This window comes from Bradyrhizobium sp. Gha (assembly GCF_900113735.1).
GTDB lineage: Bacteria > Pseudomonadota > Alphaproteobacteria > Rhizobiales > Xanthobacteraceae > Bradyrhizobium.
Map to the genome: position 1 here is coordinate 1 of NZ_FOQM01000030.1, position 22,849 is coordinate 22,849.

22 protein-coding genes and 2 pseudogenes are annotated in these 22,849 nt (G+C 56.9%); 21 read left to right on the forward strand and 3 right to left on the reverse strand.

Annotated features, from left to right (window positions below; translation table 11 throughout):
- Positions 1 to 16: 16 nt before the first annotated feature.
- Positions 17 to 956 (reverse strand): IS630 family transposase gene (locus tag BM222_RS28670; RefSeq protein WP_210188520.1). Its coding sequence is split into 2 segments (ribosomal slippage): positions 17 to 611 and positions 610 to 956, totalling 942 coding nucleotides; the frame shifts between segments, so codons are not numbered across the junction.
- Between the two features lie 232 nt (positions 957 to 1,188).
- Between BM222_RS28670 and BM222_RS28675 the strand changes: the two are divergent.
- The 12 genes and pseudogenes from BM222_RS28675 to BM222_RS28730 form a co-directional block, all read left to right on the forward strand.
- Positions 1,189 to 1,827: pseudogene (locus BM222_RS28675) on the forward strand (SufB/SufD family protein); the annotation flags it as partial.
- Between the two features lie 205 nt (positions 1,828 to 2,032).
- A complete protein-coding gene (locus BM222_RS28680; RefSeq protein ID WP_349509879.1) occupies positions 2,033 to 2,227 on the forward strand; it encodes a SufD family Fe-S cluster assembly protein in 195 nt (64 codons plus the stop codon).
- A gap of 360 nt (positions 2,228 to 2,587) precedes the next feature.
- Positions 2,588 to 4,090 (forward strand): nitrogenase molybdenum-iron protein alpha chain, encoded by a 1,503-nt coding sequence (nifD, locus tag BM222_RS28685; RefSeq protein ID WP_092235627.1) that lies wholly within the window; start codon positions 2,588 to 2,590, stop codon positions 4,088 to 4,090.
- A 66-nt stretch (positions 4,091 to 4,156) separates the two neighbouring features.
- Positions 4,157 to 5,713 carry a nitrogenase molybdenum-iron protein subunit beta gene (nifK, locus tag BM222_RS28690; protein ID WP_092235632.1) on the forward strand — a complete coding sequence of 519 codons (1,557 nt, stop codon included), beginning with the start codon at positions 4,157 to 4,159 and terminating at the stop codon, positions 5,711 to 5,713.
- A gap of 88 nt (positions 5,714 to 5,801) precedes the next feature.
- Entirely contained in the window at positions 5,802 to 7,448 is a 1,647-nt protein-coding gene (nifE, locus tag BM222_RS28695; protein ID WP_092235637.1) for a nitrogenase iron-molybdenum cofactor biosynthesis protein NifE, read from the forward strand.
- A 9-nt stretch (positions 7,449 to 7,457) separates the two neighbouring features.
- Complete coding sequence (nifN, locus tag BM222_RS28700; protein ID WP_092235642.1) at positions 7,458 to 8,867, forward strand: nitrogenase iron-molybdenum cofactor biosynthesis protein NifN; 1,410 nt, start codon at positions 7,458 to 7,460, stop codon at positions 8,865 to 8,867.
- Positions 8,864 to 9,259 (forward strand): nitrogen fixation protein NifX, encoded by a 396-nt coding sequence (gene nifX / locus BM222_RS28705; protein WP_092235645.1) that lies wholly within the window; start codon positions 8,864 to 8,866, stop codon positions 9,257 to 9,259. Before nifN ends, nifX begins: the two co-directional genes overlap by 4 nt.
- Positions 9,260 to 9,265: 6 nt before the next feature.
- On the forward strand, positions 9,266 to 9,730 hold the full coding sequence (locus BM222_RS28710) for a NifX-associated nitrogen fixation protein (protein WP_092235648.1): 465 nt from the start codon (positions 9,266 to 9,268) through the stop codon (positions 9,728 to 9,730).
- 12 nt (positions 9,731 to 9,742) lie between these two features.
- Positions 9,743 to 9,943: a CCE_0567 family metalloprotein gene (locus BM222_RS28715; protein ID WP_092235652.1), complete on the forward strand. Its 201-nt coding sequence runs from the start codon at positions 9,743 to 9,745 to the stop codon at positions 9,941 to 9,943.
- A gap of 11 nt (positions 9,944 to 9,954) precedes the next feature.
- Positions 9,955 to 10,251 carry a ferredoxin III, nif-specific gene (fdxB, locus tag BM222_RS28720; RefSeq protein WP_092235655.1) on the forward strand — a complete coding sequence of 99 codons (297 nt, stop codon included), beginning with the start codon at positions 9,955 to 9,957 and terminating at the stop codon, positions 10,249 to 10,251.
- 883 nt (positions 10,252 to 11,134) lie between these two features.
- Entirely contained in the window at positions 11,135 to 11,977 is an 843-nt protein-coding gene (locus tag BM222_RS28725) for a host specificity protein (RefSeq protein ID WP_244547282.1), read from the forward strand.
- A gap of 453 nt (positions 11,978 to 12,430) precedes the next feature.
- Complete coding sequence (locus tag BM222_RS28730; protein WP_092235660.1) at positions 12,431 to 12,829, forward strand: Rieske (2Fe-2S) protein; 399 nt, start codon at positions 12,431 to 12,433, stop codon at positions 12,827 to 12,829.
- 9 nt (positions 12,830 to 12,838) lie between these two features.
- On the opposite strand, the gene BM222_RS28735 is transcribed toward BM222_RS28730, so the two are convergent.
- The gene (locus BM222_RS28735; protein ID WP_092235663.1) at positions 12,839 to 13,429 is read right to left on the reverse strand and encodes a hypothetical protein; all 591 of its coding nucleotides are present in this window, start codon (positions 13,427 to 13,429) and stop codon (positions 12,839 to 12,841) included.
- A gap of 244 nt (positions 13,430 to 13,673) precedes the next feature.
- Between BM222_RS28735 and BM222_RS28740 the strand changes: the two genes are divergently transcribed.
- The 9 genes and pseudogenes from BM222_RS28740 (at position 13,674) to BM222_RS28790 (ending at position 20,791) form a co-directional block, all read left to right on the forward strand.
- A complete protein-coding gene (locus BM222_RS28740; RefSeq protein WP_092235666.1) occupies positions 13,674 to 13,994 on the forward strand; it encodes a HesB/IscA family protein in 321 nt (106 codons plus the stop codon).
- Positions 13,995 to 14,211: 217 nt separating this feature from the next.
- Complete coding sequence (gene nifS / locus BM222_RS28750) at positions 14,212 to 15,384, forward strand: cysteine desulfurase NifS (RefSeq protein ID WP_092235672.1); 1,173 nt, start codon at positions 14,212 to 14,214, stop codon at positions 15,382 to 15,384.
- A 4-nt stretch (positions 15,385 to 15,388) separates the two neighbouring features.
- Positions 15,389 to 15,613: a putative nitrogen fixation protein NifT gene (nifT, locus tag BM222_RS28755; protein ID WP_092235675.1), complete on the forward strand. Its 225-nt coding sequence runs from the start codon at positions 15,389 to 15,391 to the stop codon at positions 15,611 to 15,613.
- Positions 15,614 to 16,345: 732 nt separating this feature from the next.
- Positions 16,346 to 17,815: a nitrogenase cofactor biosynthesis protein NifB gene (nifB, locus tag BM222_RS28760; protein ID WP_092235828.1), complete on the forward strand. Its 1,470-nt coding sequence runs from the start codon at positions 16,346 to 16,348 to the stop codon at positions 17,813 to 17,815.
- A 40-nt stretch (positions 17,816 to 17,855) separates the two neighbouring features.
- Complete coding sequence (locus BM222_RS28765) at positions 17,856 to 18,080, forward strand: 4Fe-4S binding protein (protein ID WP_092235678.1); 225 nt, start codon at positions 17,856 to 17,858, stop codon at positions 18,078 to 18,080.
- Positions 18,081 to 18,131: 51 nt separating this feature from the next.
- Positions 18,132 to 18,446: a nitrogen fixation protein NifZ gene (locus tag BM222_RS28770; protein ID WP_092235680.1), complete on the forward strand. Its 315-nt coding sequence runs from the start codon at positions 18,132 to 18,134 to the stop codon at positions 18,444 to 18,446.
- A gap of 235 nt (positions 18,447 to 18,681) precedes the next feature.
- Positions 18,682 to 19,041, forward strand: a complete 360-nt coding sequence (locus BM222_RS28775) for a DUF3024 domain-containing protein (protein ID WP_092235682.1) — start codon at positions 18,682 to 18,684, stop codon at positions 19,039 to 19,041.
- A gap of 33 nt (positions 19,042 to 19,074) precedes the next feature.
- Entirely contained in the window at positions 19,075 to 19,533 is a 459-nt protein-coding gene (locus BM222_RS43085) for a hypothetical protein (protein ID WP_349509880.1), read from the forward strand.
- Between the two features lie 909 nt (positions 19,534 to 20,442).
- Positions 20,443 to 20,791, forward strand: a pseudogene (locus BM222_RS28790) ((2Fe-2S) ferredoxin domain-containing protein).
- A 234-nt stretch (positions 20,792 to 21,025) separates the two neighbouring features.
- Here the strand turns inward: BM222_RS28790 and BM222_RS28795 are convergent.
- A complete protein-coding gene (locus tag BM222_RS28795; protein WP_092235688.1) occupies positions 21,026 to 22,465 on the reverse strand; it encodes an SLC13 family permease in 1,440 nt (479 codons plus the stop codon).
- Between the last annotated feature and the right edge of the window lie 384 nt (positions 22,466 to 22,849).

Sequence of the window (22,849 nt, forward strand, 5' to 3'; positions counted from 1 at the left end):
CTAAAGCGTGATGGCATTAGGTTTGATATCCTGAATTTCTGAGGTAGTTGGCGCACTCCTCGGCTGAGAAGGCATCGAGTGCGTGGCCGATTGCGGCGCAGACGGCGTCGACGGTTCGCGCGGCAGCTTTGCGGAGCAGATGTTTGAGCTTGGCAAAGACCTGTTCGATCGGGTTCAGGTCGGGGGAGTATTTTGGCAGGAAGAAGAGTTTGGCGCCGACCGAACGGATGAGCAGGCGAACTGCTTTGCTCCTGTGACTGCCGAGGTTATCCAATACGACGATATCGCCAGGTCGAAGGACGGGCAGGAGAACCTTCTCGACGTAGACCCGAAAGCTCACGCCATCGATCGGCCCCTCGATGAACCATGGCGCATCGATCCGGTCGTGGCGCAGTGCCGCCAGGAAGGTCATGGTCTTCCAACGCCCGTGAGGAACCTTGGCGTGAAGTCTGTGCCCACGCGGTGCCCATCCGCGCAAGGGCGCCATATCGGTCCTGGTCCAGGTCTCGTCGATGAAGACCAATCGTTCAGCTTCGATGCGACCTTGATACTTTGCCCACTGGGCTCGCCGCCGCGCCACCTCGGGACGATCGCGTTCGCCAGCCGCCACGCTTTTTTTTGAAGCTGAGCTTCTCGGCATGCACGAAATCCCACACCGAGTGGTAGTCGACCTTCAGGCCACGCCCGGCGAGCTGGGCAACGAGCCCGCGTATGGTGAAATCGCCGTCTTTGATCCGTTGCGACAGCCAGACCGCATGCTCGCCGGAGATTGCCTTTGGCTTGTAGCCACCGATCTGGCTGGGCTCAACGCTGCCGGTCTCATCGACCCGCTTCATCCAGCCAATCGCCGTGCTGATTGCCACCCCAAACTGTTTGGCAGCCCGATTACGGGACATCCCGCCCTCAATCGCGGCTACCACACGCTTGCGAAGATCCAGAGAATAAGGTTTGCCCATTCATGCTGACCTCCTATCCAGCCAGCATGGTGAATCAGAAACGCGCTGATTTGGGAATCCCAAATCGATTCAGACTAACCCCATCCCGCTTTAGCCGATGGACGGATCTCGTGGTGAAGACGCTGTAGACAAAGCGTCGCCGTTACGATTTTTCACTCGCTGGCCCCATATTAAAAATGGCTTACGCGATCAGGGCGCCGCGCTTTTCGCACAATGCTCGCTGCCGGGAGCCGCCGCGAAGGGGCAGTCGGAAGAGATCCGAAAATTCTTCTCTCAGAAGAAGAATAAACCCGCCTCGATGCTCCAGTGGCGGCTTGAGGCCTATCGCTGCGGGCTGATCATGCAGGAGCCGACCCGGGCCCGCGTCAGTTATCCCAAGATTGACTTCGAGGACCTATATTTCTACGCGGCGCCGAAGCCGAAGAAGACGGTGACCAAGCTCGACGGGATCGACTCGGATATCCTGAAGACCTACGAGAAGCTCGGCATCTCCTTGCGGGAAGTCGCGATGCTTCGAAAGGCGTCGAGCCGAAGCCCGACGAGGAAAATCCCGCGCGCCGCAAGGTCGCGAGCGATGCGGTCTTCGATTGGGTCTCGGTTGCGATCACGCTGAACAAGTTCGGCCTGATCTTCATGCCGATCTCGGAAGCCATCCGCGAGCATCCCGGGCAAGTGCAGAAATATCTGGGATCGGTGGTTCCGATCTCCGACAATTTTTTCCGCGACGCTGAACTCGGCGCGTTCTCGATGACTCGTTGGTTTACGTGTGGCCGGACGTGCGCTGCCCTCTGGAGCCGTCGACCTATTTCGCATCAACGAGCGCAACACCGGTTAGTTCGAGCGCTCGCTGATCATCGCCGACGAGAGTTCTTAGGTTAGCTATCGCGAGGGCTGCACCGCGCCGCAGCGCGACGAGCACCAGCTACACGCCGATACAGCGATTGTGGCCGATCGCGTCACGCCATGTCGCAGCAGGCGGGAAAAAAAGTCCACGCAGTGGTCGATGATTGCGGACGCTCGGTGTTTCAGGGGCGAATTGTCGTTCGTCCCTTCCGTTCGGAAGACAGACGCGAGCGATGCTGCTATCCGCCCGGGCCGAGGCCGATAACAAGTCGGAGCTCGAAATCCTGGTTGAAGACGTAACCTGCAACCACGGAGCGACGTCGGGTGCGCGGGACGGCAATCTCGTATTCCGTTTGCGCGCGGGGCTCTCCGAAAAAGATGCGCAGATGTATCGCATCAAGAATCTTCGCGAGTGCGTGACCGCGTGAGCTGAACACTGGCTGCAGGGCGGGGTTTCAGCAAGATAGACGCTTGGCAAGCCTGGATTGGTCAGCGCGCATTGCAGGCAACTTCCCCTTGGTCGGATGGAGCTGCTGCCGCGGGCAAGCTCCAGACCGCGAGGAAGGTTCACCCACGACCCGCCTTGTTCCATTTCGAACAGGGGCAAAGCGAGGGTTCTATGACAAAGCGTGATGTCGGATTGGCAACAACACCCGCGATCGCTGGACTAAGCGCACTAAGCAATTTTGATTGTTGGACTTTTTGTGCTCGGGGCACGCTGGCATGCTGGTTGCAAAAGTTTTGGATCAAGAAGCCTCCCTCGCAACAGCTAACCTTAAGGACATCAGATGAGTCTCGCCACGACCCGGAGCACCGCGGAAATCAGGGCTCGCAACAAAGAGCTGATCGAGGAGGTGCTGAAGGTCTATCCGGAGAAAACCGCGAAACGGCGTGCCAAGCACCTCAACGTTCACCAGGCCGGCAAGGCCGATTGCGGCGTGAAGTCCAATATTAAATCCATACCTGGCGTGATGACGATCAGAGGATGCGCCTATGCAGGCTCAAAGGGTGTGGTCTGGGGACCCATCAAGGACATGGTCCATATCAGTCATGGCCCGGTAGGCTGCGGCCAGTATTCGTGGGGGTCGCGGCGCAACTATTACGTTGGGACGACGGGCATCGATAGCTTCGTGACTTTGCAGTTCACCTCCGACTTCCAGGAAAAAGATATCGTATTCGGCGGCGACAAGAAGCTTGTCAAAGTCCTTGATGAGATCCATGAGCTCTTTCCACTCAACAACGGCATTACGATCCAATCTGAATGCCCGATCGGCTTGATCGGCGACGATATCGAGGCCGTGTCAAGAGCGAAATCGAAGGAATATGGAGGCAAGACCATCGTTCCGGTCCGTTGTGAGGGCTTTCGGGGCGTGTCGCAATCACTAGGCCATCACATTGCAAACGATGCGGTGCGCGACTGGATTTTTGACCACATCGAGCCCGACGGAAAACCGAAGTTCGAGCCGACACCATACGATGTTGCGATCATCGGAGACTACAACATCGGCGGTGATGCCTGGTCATCTCGAATTCTGCTGGAGGAAATGGGCCTGCGGGTAATTGCTCAGTGGTCCGGAGACGGTTCACTGGCAGAGCTCGAAGCAACCCCGAAGGCAAAACTCAACATTCTGCATTGCTATCGTTCCATGAACTACATCTCGCGTCACATGGAAGAAAAGTTCGGTATCCCTTGGTGCGAGTACAACTTCTTCGGACCGTCAAAAATCGCGGAGTCGTTGCGCAGGATTGCCGGATATTTCGACGACAAGATCAAGGAGGGTGCCGAGAGAGTGATCGAGAAGTACCGGCCGCTGGTGGACGCCGTGATCGCAAAATATCGCCCGCGCCTGGAGGGCAAGTCGGTGATGCTGTACGTCGGTGGCCTCCGTCCACGTCACGTGATTGGCGCATACGAGGACCTCGGCATGGATGTCATTGGGACCGGATACGAGTTCGGTCACAACGACGACTATCAGCGCACAGCTCAGCACTACGTGAAGGACAGCACGCTCATTTACGACGACGTCAATGGCTACGAGTTCGAGCGCTTCGTCGAAAAACTCCAACCCGATCTTGTCGGCTCGGGCATCAAGGAAAAGTACGTTTTCCAAAAGATGGGTGTGCCGTTCCGGCAGATGCATTCATGGGACTATTCGGGGCCATATCACGGCTACGACGGTTTTGCCATCTTTGCGCGCGACATGGACATGGCCATCAACTCGCCGGTTTGGAAAAAAACGAAGGCCCCCTGGAAGAAAGCGCCCATCGCCAAGCTCCAGGCTGCAGAATAAAGCCATTCATCTCGCTCTTCGGGAAAGCCGGGGCGATACCAATCTCGATAGTGAAGGATTTCACCAATGGCGCAGAGTGCCGAACACGTGCTGGATCATGTCGAACTGTTTCGCGGTCAAGAATACCAGCAAATGCTGGAGAAGAAGAAGATATTCGAGAATGCTCGCGATCCCGCTGAGGTCGAACGTATAAAGGAATGGACGAAAACGGCCGAATACCGCGAGAAGAACTTCGCGCGGGAGGCGCTAACTGTCAATCCGGCCAAGGCGTGCCAGCCCCTTGGTGCAGTATTCGCTTCCGTTGGCTTTGAGCGCACGTTGCCCTTCGTCCACGGCTCGCAAGGCTGTGTGGCCTATTACCGCAGTCATTTGTCGCGGCACTTCAAGGAGCCTAGCTCCTGTGTCTCTTCGTCAATGACGGAAGACGCCGCCGTATTCGGCGGCCTGAACAATATGACCGATGGGCTCGCGAACAGCTACAACATGTACAAGCCCAAGATGATTGCGGTCTCCACAACCTGCATGGCCGAGGTGATCGGCGATGACCTTAACGCCTTCATCAAGACGTCGAAAGAAAAAGGCTCGGTTCCGGCGGACTTCGACGTGCCGTTCGCCCACACGCCGGCCTTCGTCGGCAGCCACGTCACCGGTTACGACAATGCGCTCAAGGGCATTCTCGAGCATTTTTGGGACGGCAAGGCCGGAACAGCGCCGAAGCTAAAGCGCAAACCTAATGGGGCGATCAACATCATTGGTGGGTTCGATGGCTATACCGTCGGAAACCTTCGTGAGATCAAGCGCATCTTGGAATTGATGGGCATCCAGCACACGGTTCTCGCCGACAATTCCGAAGTGTTTGATACTCCTACAGATGGCGAATTCCGTATGTATGACGGTGGCACGCCTCTGGAGGATGCCGCAAGCGCTATTCACGCCAAGGCGACTATCTCCATGCAGCAATGGTGCACGGAAAAAACGCTGACGTTCGTGGCGGAGCATGGGCATGACGTCTTATCCTTCAATTACCCGGTTGGCCTATCCGCGACGGATGACTTCGTCGTCGCGCTGTCACGCATCAGCGGCAAGGAAATTCCCGAGCAGCTCGAGCGAGAACGTGGTCGCCTGGTGGATGCCATTGCCGACTCAAGCGCTCATGTTCATGGCAAGAAGTTCGCGATCTATGGCGACCCGGATCTTTGCTATGGATTGGCTGCGTTTCTGCTGGAACTCGGCGCGGAGCCGACGCATGTGCTGTGCACCAACGGCAACAAAGCGTGGCAGGAGAAAATGCAGGCGCTGTTTGCAAGCTCGCCATTTGGGCAGGGCTGCCAAGCGTATCCGGGCCGAGACCTCTGGCACATGCGCTCACTCTTGTTCACCGAGCCGGTCGACTTCCTGATTGGCAACACCTACGGGAAGTACCTAGAACGTGATACCGGAACACCGCTGATTCGTATCGGCTTTCCGATTTTTGATCGGCATCACCATCACCGCTCCCCAGTATGGGGCTACCAAGGCGGCCTGAATGTGCTGGTGAAGATCCTGGACAAGATCTTCGACGAGATCGACAAGAACACTAACGTTCTTGGCAAGACGGACTACAGTTTCGACATCATTCGCTGACGGGCGATCGGACGCGCCATCGCCCAAAGCAATGGCACGTTCCATGCTACGCGATGGCTTTTCATTGTTTGCCCTGAGAGGACACAGGATGAGTTCACTAGCGGCCACGGTCCAGAAGGTCTTCGATGAGCCGGGCTGCGCCAAGAACGGCAGTAAGTCGGAGGCTGACCGCAGGAACGGCTGCACCAAACAGCTGCAGCCGGGTAGTGCTGCCGGCGGCTGCGCCTTCGATGGCGCCAAGGTTGCGTTACAGCCGTTCACCGATGTCGCTCACTTGGTGCATGGTCCCATCGCCTGCGAAGGTAATTCCTGGGATAATCGCGGCGCGGCGTCATCAGGTTCGAACCTATGGCGCACCGCATTCACAACCGATTTGACCGAAACCGATATTGTCTTCGGAGGCGAGAAGCGGCTCTGCAAAGCGATTAAGGAGATCATCGACAAGTGGGATCCGCCCGCCATCTTTGTCTATCAAACCTGCATCCCCGCGATGATCGGCGACGACATCAACGCAGTTTGCAAGGCAGCATCTAAAAGATTTGCCAAGCCCGTCATCCCAATCAATTCTCCTGGGTTCGTCGGCTCGAAGAACCTCGGTAACAAGCTCGCGGGCGAGGCTTTACTCGACTATGTGATCGGGACGCGTGAACCTGACTACGTCACACCGTATGACATCAATTTGATCGGAGAATACAACCTTTCGGGAGAGCTCTGGCAAGTAAAGCCGTTGCTGGACGAGGTTGGAGTGAGGATACTCTCCTGCATCTCTGGCGATGGCAAATATCACGAAGTCGCTTCATCTCATCGCGCGCGAGCAGCGATGCTGGTGTGCTCAAAGTCCATGATCAACGTGGCACGCAAGATGGAGCAACGATACGCGATCCCATTTTTCGAGGGGTCGTTCTACGGTATTCAAGATTCAAGTGAAGCGCTACGGCAGCTAGCCCGCTTGCTGGTTGAACGCGGCGCCCCGATAGATCTGCTCGGGCGCACCGAAACGGTGATTGCGCGCGAGGAAGCGCGGGCCAGGGCTGCCATCGAGCCATACAAGCGGCGGTTCGAAGGTAAAAAGGCCTTGCTGATCACGGGCGGTGTAAAATCATGGTCGGTCGTTGCCGCACTCCAGGAAGCCGGGCTGGAGTTGGTCGGAACCAGTACCAAGAAATCGACCCGAGAAGACAAGGCGCGCATCAAGGAGCTGATGGGGCAGGACGCCCACATGATCGAGGACATGACCGCCCGCGAAATGTACAAAATGTTGAAGGACGCAAAAGCGGACATCATGCTATCGGGCGGCAAATCGCAGTTTGTTGCGCTGAAAGCGGCGGTGCCATGGCTTGATATCAACCAGGAGCGTTGCCACGCCTATATGGGCTACGTCGGAATGGTCAAGCTGGTGCAGGAAATCGATAAGTCGCTCTCCAGTCCGATGTGGGAGGAGCTACGCAGACCAGCGCCATGGGAGGCATTGGCCAAGGCGAGGGAGCAGATGCAATCTCCGATGGTCGCGGTCGCCCCTGATCCGGCACACGCCGAAGCGGCGCGCCGCAGGCGAAAGGTCTGTGAGTGTAACAGCGTTGATCTGGGTACGATTGAGGATGCAATTTGCACGCACGGATTGAGGAGCGTCGCCGCGGTCCGAAAGTATACCAATCCGGTCGGTGGCTGCTGCCAGAAACGCATCGAACGTATATTGGTGTCTGAGCCATCTGACATGCGACAGGCCGCAGAGTAGGGAATCGTCATGGCCCTCGTCGTGCCGCCATCAAAAGCCTGCGCTGTCAACCCGCTCAAAATGAGCCAGCCGATCGGCGGCGCATACGCCTTCATGGGGTTGCGCGGGGCGATGCCGCTTCTGCACGGCTCCCAGGGGTGTACATCCTTTGGATTAACGCTCTTTGTCCGGCATTTCAAAGAAGCAGTACCCCTGCAGACCACCGCGATGAGTGAGGTGGCGACCGTCCTCGGCGGCTGCGAGAATCTCGAGCAGGCGATACTGAACATCTCTAACCGCGCCGCGCCGAAGGTCATCGGAATCTGTTCGACCGGTGTCACCGAGACCAACGGTGACGATGTAGATGCGTACCTAAAACTGATCCGGAGCAAGTATCCGCAGCTCGCAAAGTTGCCGCTCGTATATGTGTCAACGCCTGATTTCAAGGGGGCGTTCCAGGATGGCTGGGAGAAGGCGGTCGTACGCATGGTGGAGGTGCTGGTGGACGGGGCCAGCGCCCATGGTCTGCGGGATCCCTCGAAGGTCAATGTTCTACCGGGGTGCCACCTGACCCCCGGCGACCTTGATGAACTCCGTGTCATCATGGAGGATTTCGGATTATGCCCCTCCTTCCTCCCTAACATTGCGGGATCGCTCGACGGGCATATCCCCGATGAGTTTACGTCAACAACCCTCGGCGGCATTGACATCGACGAAATCGCGAGCATGGGGCGCGCGGGCTGGACGATTGCAGTCGGCGCGCAGATGCTGCGGCCAGCTGAGGTCATGCAGGCTAAGACCGGTGTGCCTTTTCGTATGTTCGACCGGCTGTGTGGTCTCGGTCCCAACGATGAATTTATGACGTTTTTGAGCGAGATTAGCGGTCGCCCCATACCCCAAAAGTATCGACGTCAGCGTAGTCAGCTCGCGGATGCTATGCTTGACGCTCACTTCCACATTGGTGGTCGGAAACTCGCGATCGGTGCTGAGCCAGACCTTCTATTTGATTTATCCGGCATGCTGCACGATATGGGTGCGCAGGTGACCGTCGCCGTGACGACCACTCAGTCAGAGGTGATCGAGCGGATTAAGACCAAGGAAGTTCTCATTGGCGACCTCGAAGATCTGGAAGGGCTTGCCAAAAAGAGGCATTGCGACCTGCTGATCACGCATTCGCATGGAAGGCAAGCGGCGGCGCGGTTGAAAGTGCCGTTCCACCGCGCAGGCTTTCCGATGTTCGATCGAGTTGGCGCTGGGCACCAGGTATCGGTGGGCTATCGTGGTACCCGCAATCTGATCTTCGAAATTGCCAATCTCGTGATCGCGCATCGCGACGAGAACGAAAGGCCTACGCCAGATAGCTGGCGGACGACGCCCGGACTACCGCAACGTTTGTCGCATCACCGCTCCGCCGGGGCGACTGAAAGGTCAATTGCATGAAGGTCGCTTTTGCCACTCAGGACCTGAGACGCGTCGACGCTCATTTTGGTTGGGCAAAGAATATCGCAATCTACGATGTCTCGCCCTACGGGCATGTCTTCCTAAATGCGATACAATTTGAGGGTGATCTTAGGGAAGACGGCAGCGATGATAAGTTGACGCCGAAAATCGAGGCGATCAAGGATTGCGCGATCCTTTATGTCGCTGCCATTGGTGGTGCCGCGGCCGCGCGGGTGGTGGCTAACAAAATCCATCCTATCAAGGTGGGGAAACCAGAAAGCATTCTGGTGTTACTAGAAAAGCTCGAGCGGGTGCTGAAGGGCACGCCACCTCCCTGGCTGCGCAAGGTCCTGGCAAAGGACCAACGGCGAGCGTTCGAGTTCGACGAATGAGGTGATATGACCACAAAAGGTGAGCATGAGAGCAACGTGATCGAGGCACCGTTCCTCACCGAACTGGCCAAGATTTGGCGTGCTCAGGACACCAACGGAGCCTGGGGCGGGAAGAGCGATCTCGATCTAGTTGAACCCTATATCCTGAACAAGGAGAAACGGCGCGCATTGCCGATTATTGGTGATCCAGATCCCAATACACTGTGGCGACTTGAGCTGTTCTTCAATGCGGTCGCGCTGTCAATAGAGCGGGAGACCGGCATTATGATCCAGCCGATACTGAAGCTGCATCCTGAAGGGTTCGGCCGCATAGTGCTCATCGCGGGGCGGTTGGTCGCCGTAAACAAGCAGCTTCGCGATGTGCATCGTTTCGGGTTCGATAATTACGTCAAGCTAGCTCATGAGGGCGACAAATACGTCAGCCAGGGTATCGGTCTGATCAGGAAATTTCCAGACGTGGCGAACTATTGAGGATACCCACTCATGGGCGAGCGTGAAACACTTAAGGCTGAGCTAAGGAAATTGTCCGTCAGGGCGATACAAGCCAAGATGGATCTGCACGACCTTTCGGAAGAATTACCTAACAACTGGATCTCGATCATGGCAGTGGCGCAGAAGGCGTACGATGCCTATGCCGAACTTGAGCGCAAGGCTCGCGACTTGAAGGCGCTGGAAAATACCTGAAGGGGCAACGCATGTCGTTTCAAACACGAGACGGGCGCAACTGGATACCACAATACCTGATCTCGATCGATCCCAAGAAGTGCATCGGATGCGGCCGCTGTTTCAAGGTGTGCGGCCGAGATGTCATGACTTTGAAAGGAATCGGTGAGGACGGCGGACTTATCAACGCCGACGACGAAGACGATGAGATCGAAAAGAAGATTATGGTTCTGAACGATCAAGGCGCCTGCGTTGGCTGCGGTGCATGCGCCAGGGTTTGCCCGGCCAATTGCCAGACTCACAGTTCGGCCGAATCTGAAGCGGCTTGAGCGAACACTCCCGTCGCGGCCGGTGAGATATAAGGAGCGAAAGCGCAATTGTGATCAGGTGAACTCATCGCGAGGCGGCGCGCCAGGAAGGTGTCGGTCAGACATCGAACATCAGGATCGAGCGAGCTAAGGCGCAGGCAAGGAGCGGCAAGCGTTGGGCTCCAGCTATGCACGCCGATAGCATAACCGTTGCCCGGAAACACTCGTTCTCCAATAGTCCACGTATTCGTAGAAGGCGAACTGCGCCTCGCGCAAAGCTAAGTAGATCAAAGTGTATCAGCAGAGTTCAAAGACAGTTCGCCAAACATCAGGCGGGTATGATCGAAGCGGATGCTATGCACGTTCGCTTGCCGATCGTACGAAGGCTAGTTGGCCCCCGCTGCCGATTGTGGCCAATGATGTCCGCCTAGATGGTTGGTTGATTCCTTGATAAGGTGAGCGGGGAACGCTTCAGATGGTCTCTGGGCGCGTCCGGGCGGCACGACATTTCTCTGGACAGCAGTCCTTGCAATCGAGCAGCGGGCATCGAGAGCACATTGCAAAAGCACGACGCAGTTCGCGCTTTTTTCCAATTCCCGTTGCTCGCGTTCTCGGGCCAATGTTCCTAGTTGGCCGAGCACCATGTGCTGTTAGGAACGGGCGGGTCATCGCCATTAAGTATTGGCTTCTTGGAAGGACCGGGTTTAGGGGAGTCCACCTTACAGCTCGCCGCGGTTACAAGTAGATATCTGTAATTCAGGCGCAGATTGCACCCGTAGTCGCGAGGAGGGCGCTCAGAAAGCTCTGGTCAGTTTGTGGTCAGCTAGGATTATTATCCTTGTCGGCAGAGCTTGCACGGCACGAGCTCGTTTGCGTGCAATTTTGCCGACAGGAGAGCGGTCTGATGTATGGCAGAATCGTTGGCTCATCCAGCCAGTTCACAAGCGGTAACCAAGCTGACGATTCGTCAGACGCGGGAGATAGTCCTCGGTTTGCGGATACAATTGCGGGGATGGGGCCAGCGGGCTCTTCATCCGAACCAGCGGCGTCATACTTTCTCGTCCCCGAGCCGCCCATTCGAGAGATCGACCGCAAAACTTTCAACGATGAAGTTGGCAGATACTTGGGCAGTGATATCAGGGACATTGCCAAGAGCCCAGAAGAGTACTCGGAATTCGTGTCTAACAAGGCTGCGCGTGCAGCAATGGTCGCTGGAAGCTACGCCAACACCTATGACGATTCAAATAAGCCAGCACGATTTTTCCGCTACAGTTTGGGCGACGAAATTGTCGGGGTTCTAAGAGCCGGAGGTCCGGTGTGGATTAAAGGAGATGATTTTAAACAACAGTTTGGGCGCAACGATATCACATCCGTGGTAGATCTTAGGCTGACTCATCCACTTGTCGAGAACGCTGGCGATATCCTGCTAGAACATCAACTGCGAGAGGACGGCAAAGATCCGCTCATTCTGTCGCGGCCGGCGTTACCAGGCATGGAACCGCGTCTGGCCGAAATGGGGTTTGTTCACGTAGGTCGTAACCACTGGGTGCTGGATCCTCGCCAGAACCCGGATGTCTGGACGAAGAACGACAATGACAAGTGGCAGCGGGTAGGCAAGCCTACGCAGTATCTTTCGAAGGCTGGCGGCAATGACGTCGGTCCTCAAAGAGGCTACGAGACGGATTCGTCCGACGATGATCCTTCATTCTACTTGGAGCGGGCTCTTAGTGGGATGCGCATGGAGTGAATTGGTTGCAATACAGCAACGCGTTGCGGATTTCACCGTTCTAACCGGGCTCGGTTTCAAAGGGGGGACGCACGCTCGCCGCGTCCCCCTCGCGGGCTGAAATGACTGTTCAACCCTTCTCAAAAGGCAGCTATGGCGCTGCCACGAGATGCACAATCTGCGGGCCTAACGGAACTTGGTGGTATTAATGGGAAGCAACGACTAGCCAAGGCGTCCAGCTATCCGGCCAACGGAGTAGAATGCCCAGAGCTCAAAGCTGCAGTTGCGCAGCCATCATGGAAATGGCATCGGGTCCAATTGCCGAACAAGTCCGGAGTTTGCGCCGGATAGTTGGATGAGCCACCAGCACGGCTTCGGGCTAGGTCACCACGGACACGAAACGCTCCAAGACTTGTACGGTTCTTGCAAGTCGATTGCACGCCGGCATGAACAGCGTCTTGCAACAAACGTGCGATGAAGCAGACAATACCAATCTACGCCATTTGCGGCTTTAAAGACATTTCGAACCGCCAGGCCATAGGATTCCATCTTATGATCGTCGAAGATGACGGCAAGCAACGGCCGTGGCCCGTTGTCGTAGTTCGGTGGGGCAAAAAGGTGCTTGGCTATGTCAATGAATGTCCGCACAACAGCGTCCGCTTGGATTGGGAGCAGAACGAATTCCTCGATCCATACCGTATCCGGCTGATGTGCGGCAAGCACGGTTCGACCTTCGAACTCGGTAGCGGCCGGTGCGTCGAAGGTCCATGTCAAGGTAGGGCGCTCACGCCGATCGCGTTGGCCGTTCTAGAGGGCGATATCTGCGTCGTGGGAGTTCATCTTGTCGAAGACGATGCATCGACCATCGAGTGAGAACCCCGCTCAGACCGGTCGGTTCTCGTTGCGGTTTTTCACAGCGTCCATTCTCTTCAGTCCATCCTCATACGAGATGTCATCATAGGACAGATCGATATTTTTTGCAGCGTCGAGGAGGATATCTAGCTTGCCGCCCGGGTCGAGCCTCTTGATGTCGTCCTTGTTCAGCCCAGTCAGGTCCATCATCTCCTTCCAAACTGTGGACTCGTCGCACGGTAAGACGTGGAAGTTTATATCGCCAAACTTGACTCGGTACTTTGCCAGCAGATCGACGTTGTTGCAGAACATAAAATAGCTGCCTGTTGGGCGTAAGGCACCGTTAAGAACGGTCGAAACGTCGCCGAGATAGGCAAAGGAGTGTAGGTAGCCGGCCAGCACCGGAATGGTGCGTTCTCCTTCCTGCGCGATGGTGAGAACTTGCTCGATCGAGTAGTCCGGCGGTCGTTTCTCATCCGCGACCTGAGTTTGGAACTTCAGCGCGATGTCGCCGCGAAAGCCGAATCGACCCGGCTTAGTAGTCGCGCCTTTGAGTACGGCGTTGAGCAGGCGGCCCTCCCTCTCAAATCTGCCGAGTGCGGTATTTTCGATTGAAGTCATCAATTTCGTCCTCGATCTAAGCTCTTCACCGACCCTGGGTCAGGAAGCCAGATGCGATGCAATTTGCCTGCCGCCGGATGTGCAGCGGCCAAGCTTGGAAGAAAGCGGGCGGGGCGACTCAACTACTTGTCAGGAATCTGACATCTGTTCCAAAGCCAACGGCACCGAACCAAGCATCAATGAGGAGCTGCGCGGTGGCACGTGACTTGCTCTTTGCGAGGTACACAACTGATGGGGCAAAGACATGATCAACCTGACCGACAGTGCTGTGACTGCGATCAAGGGCGCGATGTCGTCATCGACGCACTCGCCTGGCGGTCTGCGCGTCGCGATTGAAGCGGGCGGCTGCAATGGATTCAAATACAAAATGGGTCTTGCGGAAGAGCCAAAGCCTGACGAGACCGTGATCGAGTACGCTGGTCTGAAGGTGTTCGTCGATAACAACAGTCGAGAGTATCTGATCGGTACGACCATTGATTTCGTGCTGGCACCGGAGAGCCCTGGCTTTACCTTTCACAACCCGAACGCGACTGCAAACTGCTCCTGCGGAAAATCGTTCAGATGATGGAGGGACCTGATCAGCCGATGAGGATGAAGACATTGAACCATGCTGACCGAGCCAGAGTAACTGACGAAGTTGTCGCTGCGGCGAGGCTGGCCAGTACTTGTACGTCGTCAGAGATTTCGAGGGTGCGGCTTGCAGGTATTCAGGCGCAATTGGGGCGTGAGATCGGAGGATTGGATCGCCTGGTCCTCGTTACTGCTGCAGGCGAGGTGCTGGATTGAGCAAAAATCGAGTGCCGATTTACCTCGATAACAATGCAACAACGCGGACTGATCCATCCGTCGTGCAAGCGATGTTGCCGTTCTTTACCAAGCAATTCGGCAACGCGTCGTCCACGCATGCCTTCGGCAACGAGGTCGCAATCGCTCTGAGGCAGGCCCGGAGAGGCTTGAGGAGCCTATTAGGTGGTGCATACGATCACGAAATCGTCTTCACCTCGGGAGGGACCGAAGCCAATAATGCGGCAATCCTATCTGCGCTTGCGACGCAGGAAGGTAGAGACGAGGTGGTCACCACATCGGTTGAGCACTCGGCTGTACTTGCGCTGACGGAGCAATTGACGACAAGGCGTGTCAAGACGCACATTGTACCCGTAGATGCCCGGGGCCGGCTCGACATCGAGGCGTTTCGCTGTGCTCTTGGACCACGGACAGCGATCGCCTCTGTTATGCTGGCCAATAATGAGACCGGAACGATGTTTCCTGTGGAGTTTTTGGCCGAGTTGACCCGAGAGGCAGGCGCGCTGTTCCACACGGATGCGGTGCAAGCCATTGGTAAGGTGGGTTTGAATCTAAAGGACAGCGCTATCGACATGCTGTCCCTATCCGCGCACAAGCTGCACGGTCCCAAGGGCGTCGGCGCGTTATATCTCCGCAAAGGGACGAAGTTCTGGCCGCTGATCCGCGGCGGATCACAGGAACGAGGGCGTCGCGGGGGGACCGAGAATGTTCCCGGAATTATCGGCCTGGGAAAAGCTGCCGAGCTTGCGGCGGAACGGCTTGAACCTGAGCGCATTCGCATCGGCGCTTTACGCGACCGCCTTGAGCAAGGGATTTTACACAATGGCGGCTGCGTCGTGCTCGGCGACGTCACAAATCGGCTCGCGAACACGACGAATATTGCCTTCGACTATCTCGAAGGCGAAGCCATTGCGCACCATCTCAATCAGGTCGGCATCGCCGTGTCGCTCGGATCAGCCTGCAGCTCCGGCTCAATGCAGCCATCGCACGTCCTGCGCGCTATGCAGGTGCCTTCCTGGCGGATGCACGGCGCTGTGCGCTTTTCGCTTTCGCGTGAAACCTCGTTCGCTCAAGTCGATGAAGTCTTGTGCGCAGTGTCAGATATCGTGGCTCGCCTGCGCGCCAACTCCCGCGTTACAGCCGGAGAGTAGACCCATGAAAATCATGATCCGCCGTTCTCCGGATACGGGTCTGTCGATCTACGTGCCAAAAAAGGATCTCGAGGAGCCAATCATAGCCTCGGAGTACGAGACCCTTTGGGGCGGCTGGATCAAAGTAGCTAACGGCTGGGTGCTCGATCTGCCCGAGATGGCGAGCGACACGCGATTACCGATTACGATCGACGCGAAGAAGCGGGACGGAAACGGCAGCAATCCGTGAAGGACTCACGCAAATCACCCTGCTGATGCGGATGCAGAGGTCACTCTCGTGGGGCCCCAGCGCCGGGTCTTCGGACCGCGAGCATTGCACTATCTCATTCGGGCTCAGGGAACTATGCAGATGCGATGTGCTGAAGACCGGCCAGAGGCGTCGGCCTGCCTTTGCGCCGGCAAGTTGGCGAGACCCCGCCGTCTCTGGGAAGCGAATGGCTCTGTCGACATCAGCAAAACGCCCTCCACGACGGCGTTGATAATACAAGGACTGCTCGACCAGCCGGCAGAAGAGATTGCACTACCATCTTTGGCACTCATTGCTGCCCGTCAGCGTAGGCCGCGTCGTAGCGACTATTGGCCTTATAAGTCCGAAGCGGCCGGTTCGGATCCGCTTGCTGTGAGAACGGCAATGCGTGAACCCCCTTTAGATTTAGCCGGGTCGGGCGAGCGCAGCGCGAGAATGAAAGGACAAGCCATGGAGCTCTGGGTGAGAATAGAGACCCATCTGTCGCTTTGCCAACAAGCTCATCATTGCTGTTCCTGCAAGCGCGAATGCGAGCTGCGCTACACCGCGACCGCAATTACTTAATTCTTGCTATGGCATGCAAGTTGCTACCCCGCTTCCTGAGGCTCGCTCGAGGATGATCTTGGGAGGGCGATGATGGTGGGGAAAGTGGGAATGATCGCGGTCGACGGACGCGGAAAATATATCAAAGCTGCACTCAACAGCAGCCAGATGATGCGACCCGTCACCGAGCACAAGGGCTGCAGCGCTTCTGCCAAGACCGGACAGGCGAGCTGCGGCTCGGCGACCGGCCAAGGCGCGCTCCCGACCGAAATCTGGGAAAAGGTCAGAAACCATCCTTGCTATAGCGAGGATGCGCACCATTACTACGCTCGCATGCATGTCGCGGTCGCGCCTGCCTGCAACATCCAGTGCAATTACTGCAACCGAAAATACGACTGCGCCAATGAATCGCGCCCGGGTGTGGCGAGCGAGAAACTCACCCCTGAGCAGGCGGTAAAAAAAGTGATCGCAGTCGCGACGACAATTCCGCATATGACAGTGCTTGGCATTGCTGGTCCCGGCGACGCCCTGGCCAATCCCGCAAAGACGTTCAAAACGTTCGAGCTAGTCACCAAGGCTGCTCCCGATATCAAGCTTTGTCTGTCAACCAACGGACTCGCGCTGGCAGACTATGTTGACACCATCGCGAAGGCCAAAATCGACCACGTCACCATCACCATCAACATGATCGATCCGGAAATCGGAGCCAAGATTTATCCCTGGATCTTCTTCAACCACAAGCGATATACCGGCGTCGAGGCGGCAAGGATACTCAGTCATCGCCAGCTGCAAGGCCTCGAGATGCTTACCAGTCGGGGCATCTTGTGCAAGATCAACTCAGTGATGATCCCCAACATCAACGATCACCACCTGGTCGAGGTCAACAAGGCGGTCACCTCGCGCGGTGCCTTCCTCCACAATATCATGCCCCTGATTTCCGCGCCCGAGCACGGCACAGCGTTTGGCCTCAAAGGTCAGCGCGGGCCGGCGGCACAAGAACTGAAGGAGCTGCAAGATGCTTGTGAAGGGCAGATAAGCGTGATGCGGCATTGCCGTCAGTGCCGCGCTGATGCGGTCGGTCTACTCGGCGAGGATCGCAGCGCAGAGTTCACTACGGATCAGGTGATGAAAATGGACGTCCGGTATGATTTGGAGAAGCGCAAGGCGTATCAAAAGAGAATAGAGGATGAGCGAGTTGCCAAAGCCGCGGGCGGCCAACAGGAGCTGACCCAAACATGTGGAAAGATGAGCGCGATAACCCTTCTAGTGGCTGTCGCAACCAAAGGCTCTGGGTTGATCAACGAGCACTTTGGACATGCCAAGGAATTCCTGGTCTATGAGCTTTCCACATCCGGCGCCAAGTTCATCGGACCGCGTCCTGTGCAGGGGTACTGTCAGGGCGGATTTGGCGAGGAAGACAGGCTGTCCGCCATCATGCGCGACATCAGGGACTGCCATGCGGTCTTCGTGGCTAAGATTGGCGGCTGCCCGAAAAACAATCTGATCGAGGCGGGGATTGAGCCGGTTGATCAATTCGCCCATGAGTTCATTGAGAAATCGATGATCGCCTGGTTCGAAGCCTATCTAGGCAAGGTGAAGCGCGGTGAGATCCAGCACGTGCAGCGCGGCGAGCACGCGTAGCGTTAGATAGAATCCATCTCTACGGCATAAGGAGGAATATGTGCCATTCAAAATCGTAGCCTCGCAGTGCACCGGCTGCTCAGCTTGCGAACCTCTATGCCCGAACGTTGCTATCTCTGAGAAGGGCGGGAACTTTGTCATTGAAGCCATCAAATGCACCGAGTGCGTTGGCCATTTTGATGAGCCGCAATGTGTCGCTGCCTGCCCGGTCGACAATACCTGCGTGGTTGACAGGTCCTTGCCTCGCTACCAAGCGCCGGCTTAAAGCGCGAAGCCTCATCGGCGGTGCGCCATTGCGTTGGCATGAGGAGTGGGAATGAGCAGAATTCTTCGGGACAGCGACATCGTCGAGCTAAGCGGCCCGCCGGTCTTCAGCTTTGGCCAAAAGCTTCGAGCCAATCGCGTCATCCGAAATGATGGCACCTATCGCGGCAGGGAGGTTGGCGACGTCTTAGTAAAAAGAGGGGAGGTCGGTTACGTCGTCTCGATCGGAACATTTTTGCAGCAATTCTACATCTACGGTGTGGAGTTTTTGGAAAGTGGCCACCGCGTTGGCATGAAACGCAACGAACTAGAGCCAGTGGATGCCTGCGAGGAGGTCGATGATTTGCCGTTACCGGAGGAGTCATGACTCAGCAGAAACTTCCGAAAGATCAGCGGGGCCCGCGGGTCGAAGCTGCAGTCGACCTTGTCAAACACCGCTCATTGGGAAGAAACGGAACACCATGGAGCTTCGCTCCCCGTCGGAGCGACACGCAAGACCATCATCGCTGTTCTCGATAACGAAGCTAACGAGCCAATCTATATTGTTTGATTCTGTCGAGGCGTCTCATTGGCTGTATTGAAGAGGAAAGGAGGCCTTCGCGATGAATGGCGCGCTGATGAGGAAAGTAAAGACGGGACCGGTGCCTCACCCCAACGAGCTTGATCGCAAGCGCATCCAACGCGGCTTGTGCGAGCGCAAGCGTTATCTCTATGTCTCACCAAGCGTGAGGCCGGTGAGGGGCGGCTATCTCATCGAGAGCCCTTGTTGCTCGCGCAACATCGACAAGGACGGCGCTCTCGTCGATGTAGCTCTGATTCTTTATGATGCCGTGAGCGGTATCTGGAAGCTGTTTCGCAAGAATCACGCGGTCGGAATCTGGGAAATTTACAGCCTTTACGATCGCTTGACTCCTGCTATCGAGGAATTGAGCGCGGATCCAGAGCGCCTGTTCTGGCAGTGAGGGACAACCGTCCTCGAGGCACAGAGAGCGACAATGGCACTCAGCACGGAGGAGCTGATCGAAATCGAGCGACTGCTTTCTGCTGGTGGAACCGAGGTCGGGCAACTTTCTGAGCTGCGGCGCCGCTTTCCGCAGCTTGCTTTTGTGCGGTGTGATGCGTCGGACTTATCAGATATGCCGTTTCGGCAGGGTCCTCGCTTCGATCTTCATCTGCTCGATGGATCGAACTACTGCGCTCAGGGCGATCCAACGCGAGTGGGATCGTATTGGCCAAAAGGAAAGATACGAGGTGAGTACCGGGCCCCAAGCCTTGAGTGGTGTCGAATGGCCGAGCAGCGTTCCGAGCGCATCTGCAGCTTCCGATGCCCAAAATCACCTTCAACTCCGGCTGTCACGCGGCCAATTCCTGGATTGGATGGGATGTGCGATCGCGTCATGGCACGCCCATTTCATGTCAGTCCCATGAACAAGTGGCTCGAGTTTATCGTTTAGACCGGGATGCATCGACAGACCTCGCGATCGAGCAAGAGTCTCGTCCCTAAGATACGGAAGCACGAGGAGTTCATTGTGGACATTGTAGGGTTTATCAGCGGGAGGTGGCAAGCTCACGAGTAATGTGTACCAGCGCCGCCAAGTTTGAAGTGCGTGCCAACATCTCCGCAATCAAACACATGAAAAGCGAGATTGTCGGTGTCCGGATCGTGATCGTAAGTGACCAAAAGCAGGGACCGATATGGACTCACAAGAAATCATAATCCACGTCCGCTTCGCCCCAAACGGGAGAGTGATACAGATCAGCGAGCGGCCAGCAAAGCTCACTCCGAACCAATGGTTTGATGTCCTAAACACCCGTGCCGCCTCGGCTTATCGGCCGCTGTCTCGTGGCCGCGGGGTGTTTCGGTTGAGCCGGACTGCCGTCGATGAGTTAAAGCAGCAAACAGTGAGAATTGGATGAGAAAACCGAGAACCGGCGACTTGATGAGCCGCGTCTGTTGGGCCGATGCCATCAGTCTAAGTGAGAGGAAGGGCTTTTAGCACGTCTCCATCGCTCAACGGGGCGATGAGCGCTGGCAATGACGGCGCTAATTGTGAAGGACGTCCGGGACGCATCTGGTGTTCAGCTTCCGTTGGAGCGTTTTGATCATGAGTGGGTGATGCGGGTGATTGCAATGATGGACGAACGGGTTGGTCGAAATCAGGACTTCCCACGGGAATATATCGCTCGCTCATTTTCCGCGAAGATAACGACTATAGCCGCCGATGGCTCTCAGCGGCTTTCGCAAGCGAGAATGGGAATCGTAACATATACCGGCCAACGAGGGTTCATCGTTAGGCATTGTGGGGCGCTATGTGCTCACATGCCACGCTTCAGCTGAAGTTGAGTAATGAGAGGATATTCGCGTGAGCTCAGAAAATAAATTCGTTCTCCCTCAGATCTACAGGCATCATGTCTTTGCGTGCAACACGCAACGTCCGGCAAGCCATCCCCGACGGCAGTTGTGGTGCCTCGGGGGCGCAAGCTTTGTGGGATCGAATGAGCAAAGCGATCGAAGCGCAAGGACTAAACGATATTGGCTTCGCGACGGCGGGGTGCCTCGGCTTTTGTAACTCTGGTCCCTTGCTGGTTGTCTATCCTGACGGAGTCTGGTATCGCGCGAGCACGCCTGAGGACGTCGACGAGATCGTCAGCTCGCACCTCAAGCAGGGCAAACGTGTCGATCGACTTGTGATGGTGCTCAAGCGAAGCTAAGGGGGTGGCTTGGCGGCCGCTTGCCGGTGCTGGCAAGCATGGGTGGCTTGTCGACCATGAGTCTGCCGCTGAGAGCTCGGCTGGTCTGAGTTAGCCTGGCACTTCGCGCTTCGGCGTCATGTGACTGGTGCCTACGTCCGCTTCGCTCCAATAGCGACCAAGTTCGTGCGGCAGCGCGATATGTCGCGATGGCCCATAGGCGACGTTCTGGCGGCGCGTTCGTATCGAAGTCGCTCAGATCATGCCGAGCCACCGCCAGTACGTCGATGCGCAAATCGCATAGACGATGCAGGCGAGTAGGCTGATCGGGACACCTACCTTTGGGAAGTCGAGGACCGTCAAGCGGCCCGTGCCGTAGACCATGATATTCGGCAGCGTGTTGTAGAACATCAGTACGGGGTAACCGCCGATGATCATGCCAGCCGGCAGGACGAGTACACGCGGATCCACCTGAGCGGTCTCCGCGAGAGCCAACACGATCGGAATGATGCCTGTCGCCATCGCAGTTGTCCCGATGAAGAGCACATGCAGCAGCTGCAGGACGATCATGACAACAAGCAGCATAGTGAGCCGACCTGCCGCGCCCAGACCGAGTCCATGAAAGATCTCCCCTGCAAGCCAGTTCGCAGCACCGGTCTTGATCAGCAGATCGCCGAGCGTGATGCCGCCTCCGCATATGAGGATGACTTGCCAAGATATCTCGCCGTTGGCATCGGCCCAGTCGATCACGCCGAGTTTCGGCAGGAACAGCAAACTGGTACCGGCCAGGCAGATGACGGTCGTGTCGAGCTTCGACCATCCCTGGGTCACCCACCCGACCACGACTATAATGAAGATTACAAGGGTTCGCCATTCCGCGGCGGTGGTGCGGCCCATCTCGGAAAGCGGCTTCGCGATGGCATCGCCGGCCAGAGGCGCGTCATGTCGCTCTTCGGTCCCGACGACCACTTGAATGACGAACCACGTCAGGAAGGTCATGATCAGTGCCGGCGGAAAGCCGAAGGTCAACCAGTCGACGTAGCTCACCGGCCGTTCCGCCTTGGCAAGAAAATCCGCGGTCGCCGGATTCGGTGCCGTCGCGGTCAGGATGCCGGCGCTGATCGCCGCATTGGTGAAGGCAAGCGTCAGGAGCAGATTCACGACGAATCGGGTGCGGCCTTCGCCTCCGATGACAGAGGCGATGCCAAGGCACACCGGGAGCAGCACGGCAGTTCGTGCGGTTGAGGACGGGATCAGGAAGGCAAGCACGATATTGGCGATCGTTATTCCGAGAGTGATACGGGTCGTCGTCCCGCCGGCGATCTTGAGAATCCCGTATGTCATCCGCTCGGCCAGCCGCGTCTTGACCATCGCTGCGGCGAAAATAAATGCGCCGAGGATGAGATAGACGGAGGGCGAGGAGAATCCACTCAAGGAACTCGCCGGGCTCGCAATGCCCAGAAGAACCGCTGCTGGCGCGATGACCAGGCTGGTGATCGCGAGCGGGATGGCTTCCGTGAGATAGAGAATGAACACCGCCGAGAACAGAACGAGCGCGCGATGACCACTCGGCGAGAGCCCCTCGGGCGCGCCAGCCGTCCAGACGGCGAGGCCTATGCCTACCGCGAGCGGAATACCCATCCCGCGCCGTATCGCGTCAAACGAGGCATGATCCGTCAACGTCAAAGCGCTCATTGCGCCTCCCCGGCGGCTCTAAGTTGATAAAAGCTGGTCGCCTTGTCGCGGAAGAGTGCAGCCCTTTCGGAGGGAGACGCACCCGACGCGAGGCGCTCGAACGCTTCCAGCAGGGGCCGTAGGCGAAGGAGCCCTTGTCGAGCGGGAAATTGCTTTCGAACATGCAGGGCTCGGCGCCCAAAGCTTCGATACACGTCTCGAAAGGACGCCATGCACTCGCCAGTTGTCTGGATGCCGGCGGATCTGCTTCCTTTTCGAACCAAAGCCGTTGATGCGCATGCCGAGGCCGCCGAGCTTTACGAAGACACTGTCGTGCCCGGGGGCGAGCCGCGCAAGAATGCGGCGCGATATCAATGGACGACATTTAGTGCTCCCTAGGGTCTT

Bases quoted from the DNA above. Each gene is read 5' to 3' on its own strand.
- BM222_RS28725 (WP_244547282.1), top strand. From the start codon at position 11,135: ATGTATGGCAGAATCGTTGGCTCATCCAGCCAGTTCACAAGCGGTAAC.
- BM222_RS28680 (WP_349509879.1), top strand. From the start codon at position 2,033: ATGCTGCTATCCGCCCGGGCCGAGGCCGATAACAAGTCGGAGCTCGAA.
- BM222_RS28735 (WP_092235663.1), bottom strand. From the start codon at position 13,429: ATGACTTCAATCGAAAATACCGCACTCGGCAGATTTGAGAGGGAGGGC.
- nifX (WP_092235645.1), top strand. From the start codon at position 8,864: ATGAAGGTCGCTTTTGCCACTCAGGACCTGAGACGCGTCGACGCTCAT.
- BM222_RS28730 (WP_092235660.1), top strand. From the start codon at position 12,431: ATGAAGCAGACAATACCAATCTACGCCATTTGCGGCTTTAAAGACATT.
- BM222_RS28770 (WP_092235680.1), top strand. From the start codon at position 18,132: ATGAGCAGAATTCTTCGGGACAGCGACATCGTCGAGCTAAGCGGCCCG.
- nifD (WP_092235627.1), top strand. From the start codon at position 2,588: ATGAGTCTCGCCACGACCCGGAGCACCGCGGAAATCAGGGCTCGCAAC.
- nifN (WP_092235642.1), top strand. From the start codon at position 7,458: ATGGCCCTCGTCGTGCCGCCATCAAAAGCCTGCGCTGTCAACCCGCTC.
- nifK (WP_092235632.1), top strand. From the start codon at position 4,157: ATGGCGCAGAGTGCCGAACACGTGCTGGATCATGTCGAACTGTTTCGC.
- nifT (WP_092235675.1), top strand. From the start codon at position 15,389: ATGAAAATCATGATCCGCCGTTCTCCGGATACGGGTCTGTCGATCTAC.
- BM222_RS28775 (WP_092235682.1), top strand. From the start codon at position 18,682: ATGAATGGCGCGCTGATGAGGAAAGTAAAGACGGGACCGGTGCCTCAC.
- fdxB (WP_092235655.1), top strand. From the start codon at position 9,955: ATGTCGTTTCAAACACGAGACGGGCGCAACTGGATACCACAATACCTG.
- BM222_RS28795 (WP_092235688.1), bottom strand. From the start codon at position 22,465: ATGAGCGCTTTGACGTTGACGGATCATGCCTCGTTTGACGCGATACGG.
- BM222_RS28715 (WP_092235652.1), top strand. From the start codon at position 9,743: ATGGGCGAGCGTGAAACACTTAAGGCTGAGCTAAGGAAATTGTCCGTC.
- BM222_RS43085 (WP_349509880.1), top strand. From the start codon at position 19,075: ATGGCACTCAGCACGGAGGAGCTGATCGAAATCGAGCGACTGCTTTCT.
- BM222_RS28740 (WP_092235666.1), top strand. From the start codon at position 13,674: ATGATCAACCTGACCGACAGTGCTGTGACTGCGATCAAGGGCGCGATG.
- nifB (WP_092235828.1), top strand. From the start codon at position 16,346: ATGCGACCCGTCACCGAGCACAAGGGCTGCAGCGCTTCTGCCAAGACC.
- nifE (WP_092235637.1), top strand. From the start codon at position 5,802: ATGAGTTCACTAGCGGCCACGGTCCAGAAGGTCTTCGATGAGCCGGGC.
- BM222_RS28710 (WP_092235648.1), top strand. From the start codon at position 9,266: ATGACCACAAAAGGTGAGCATGAGAGCAACGTGATCGAGGCACCGTTC.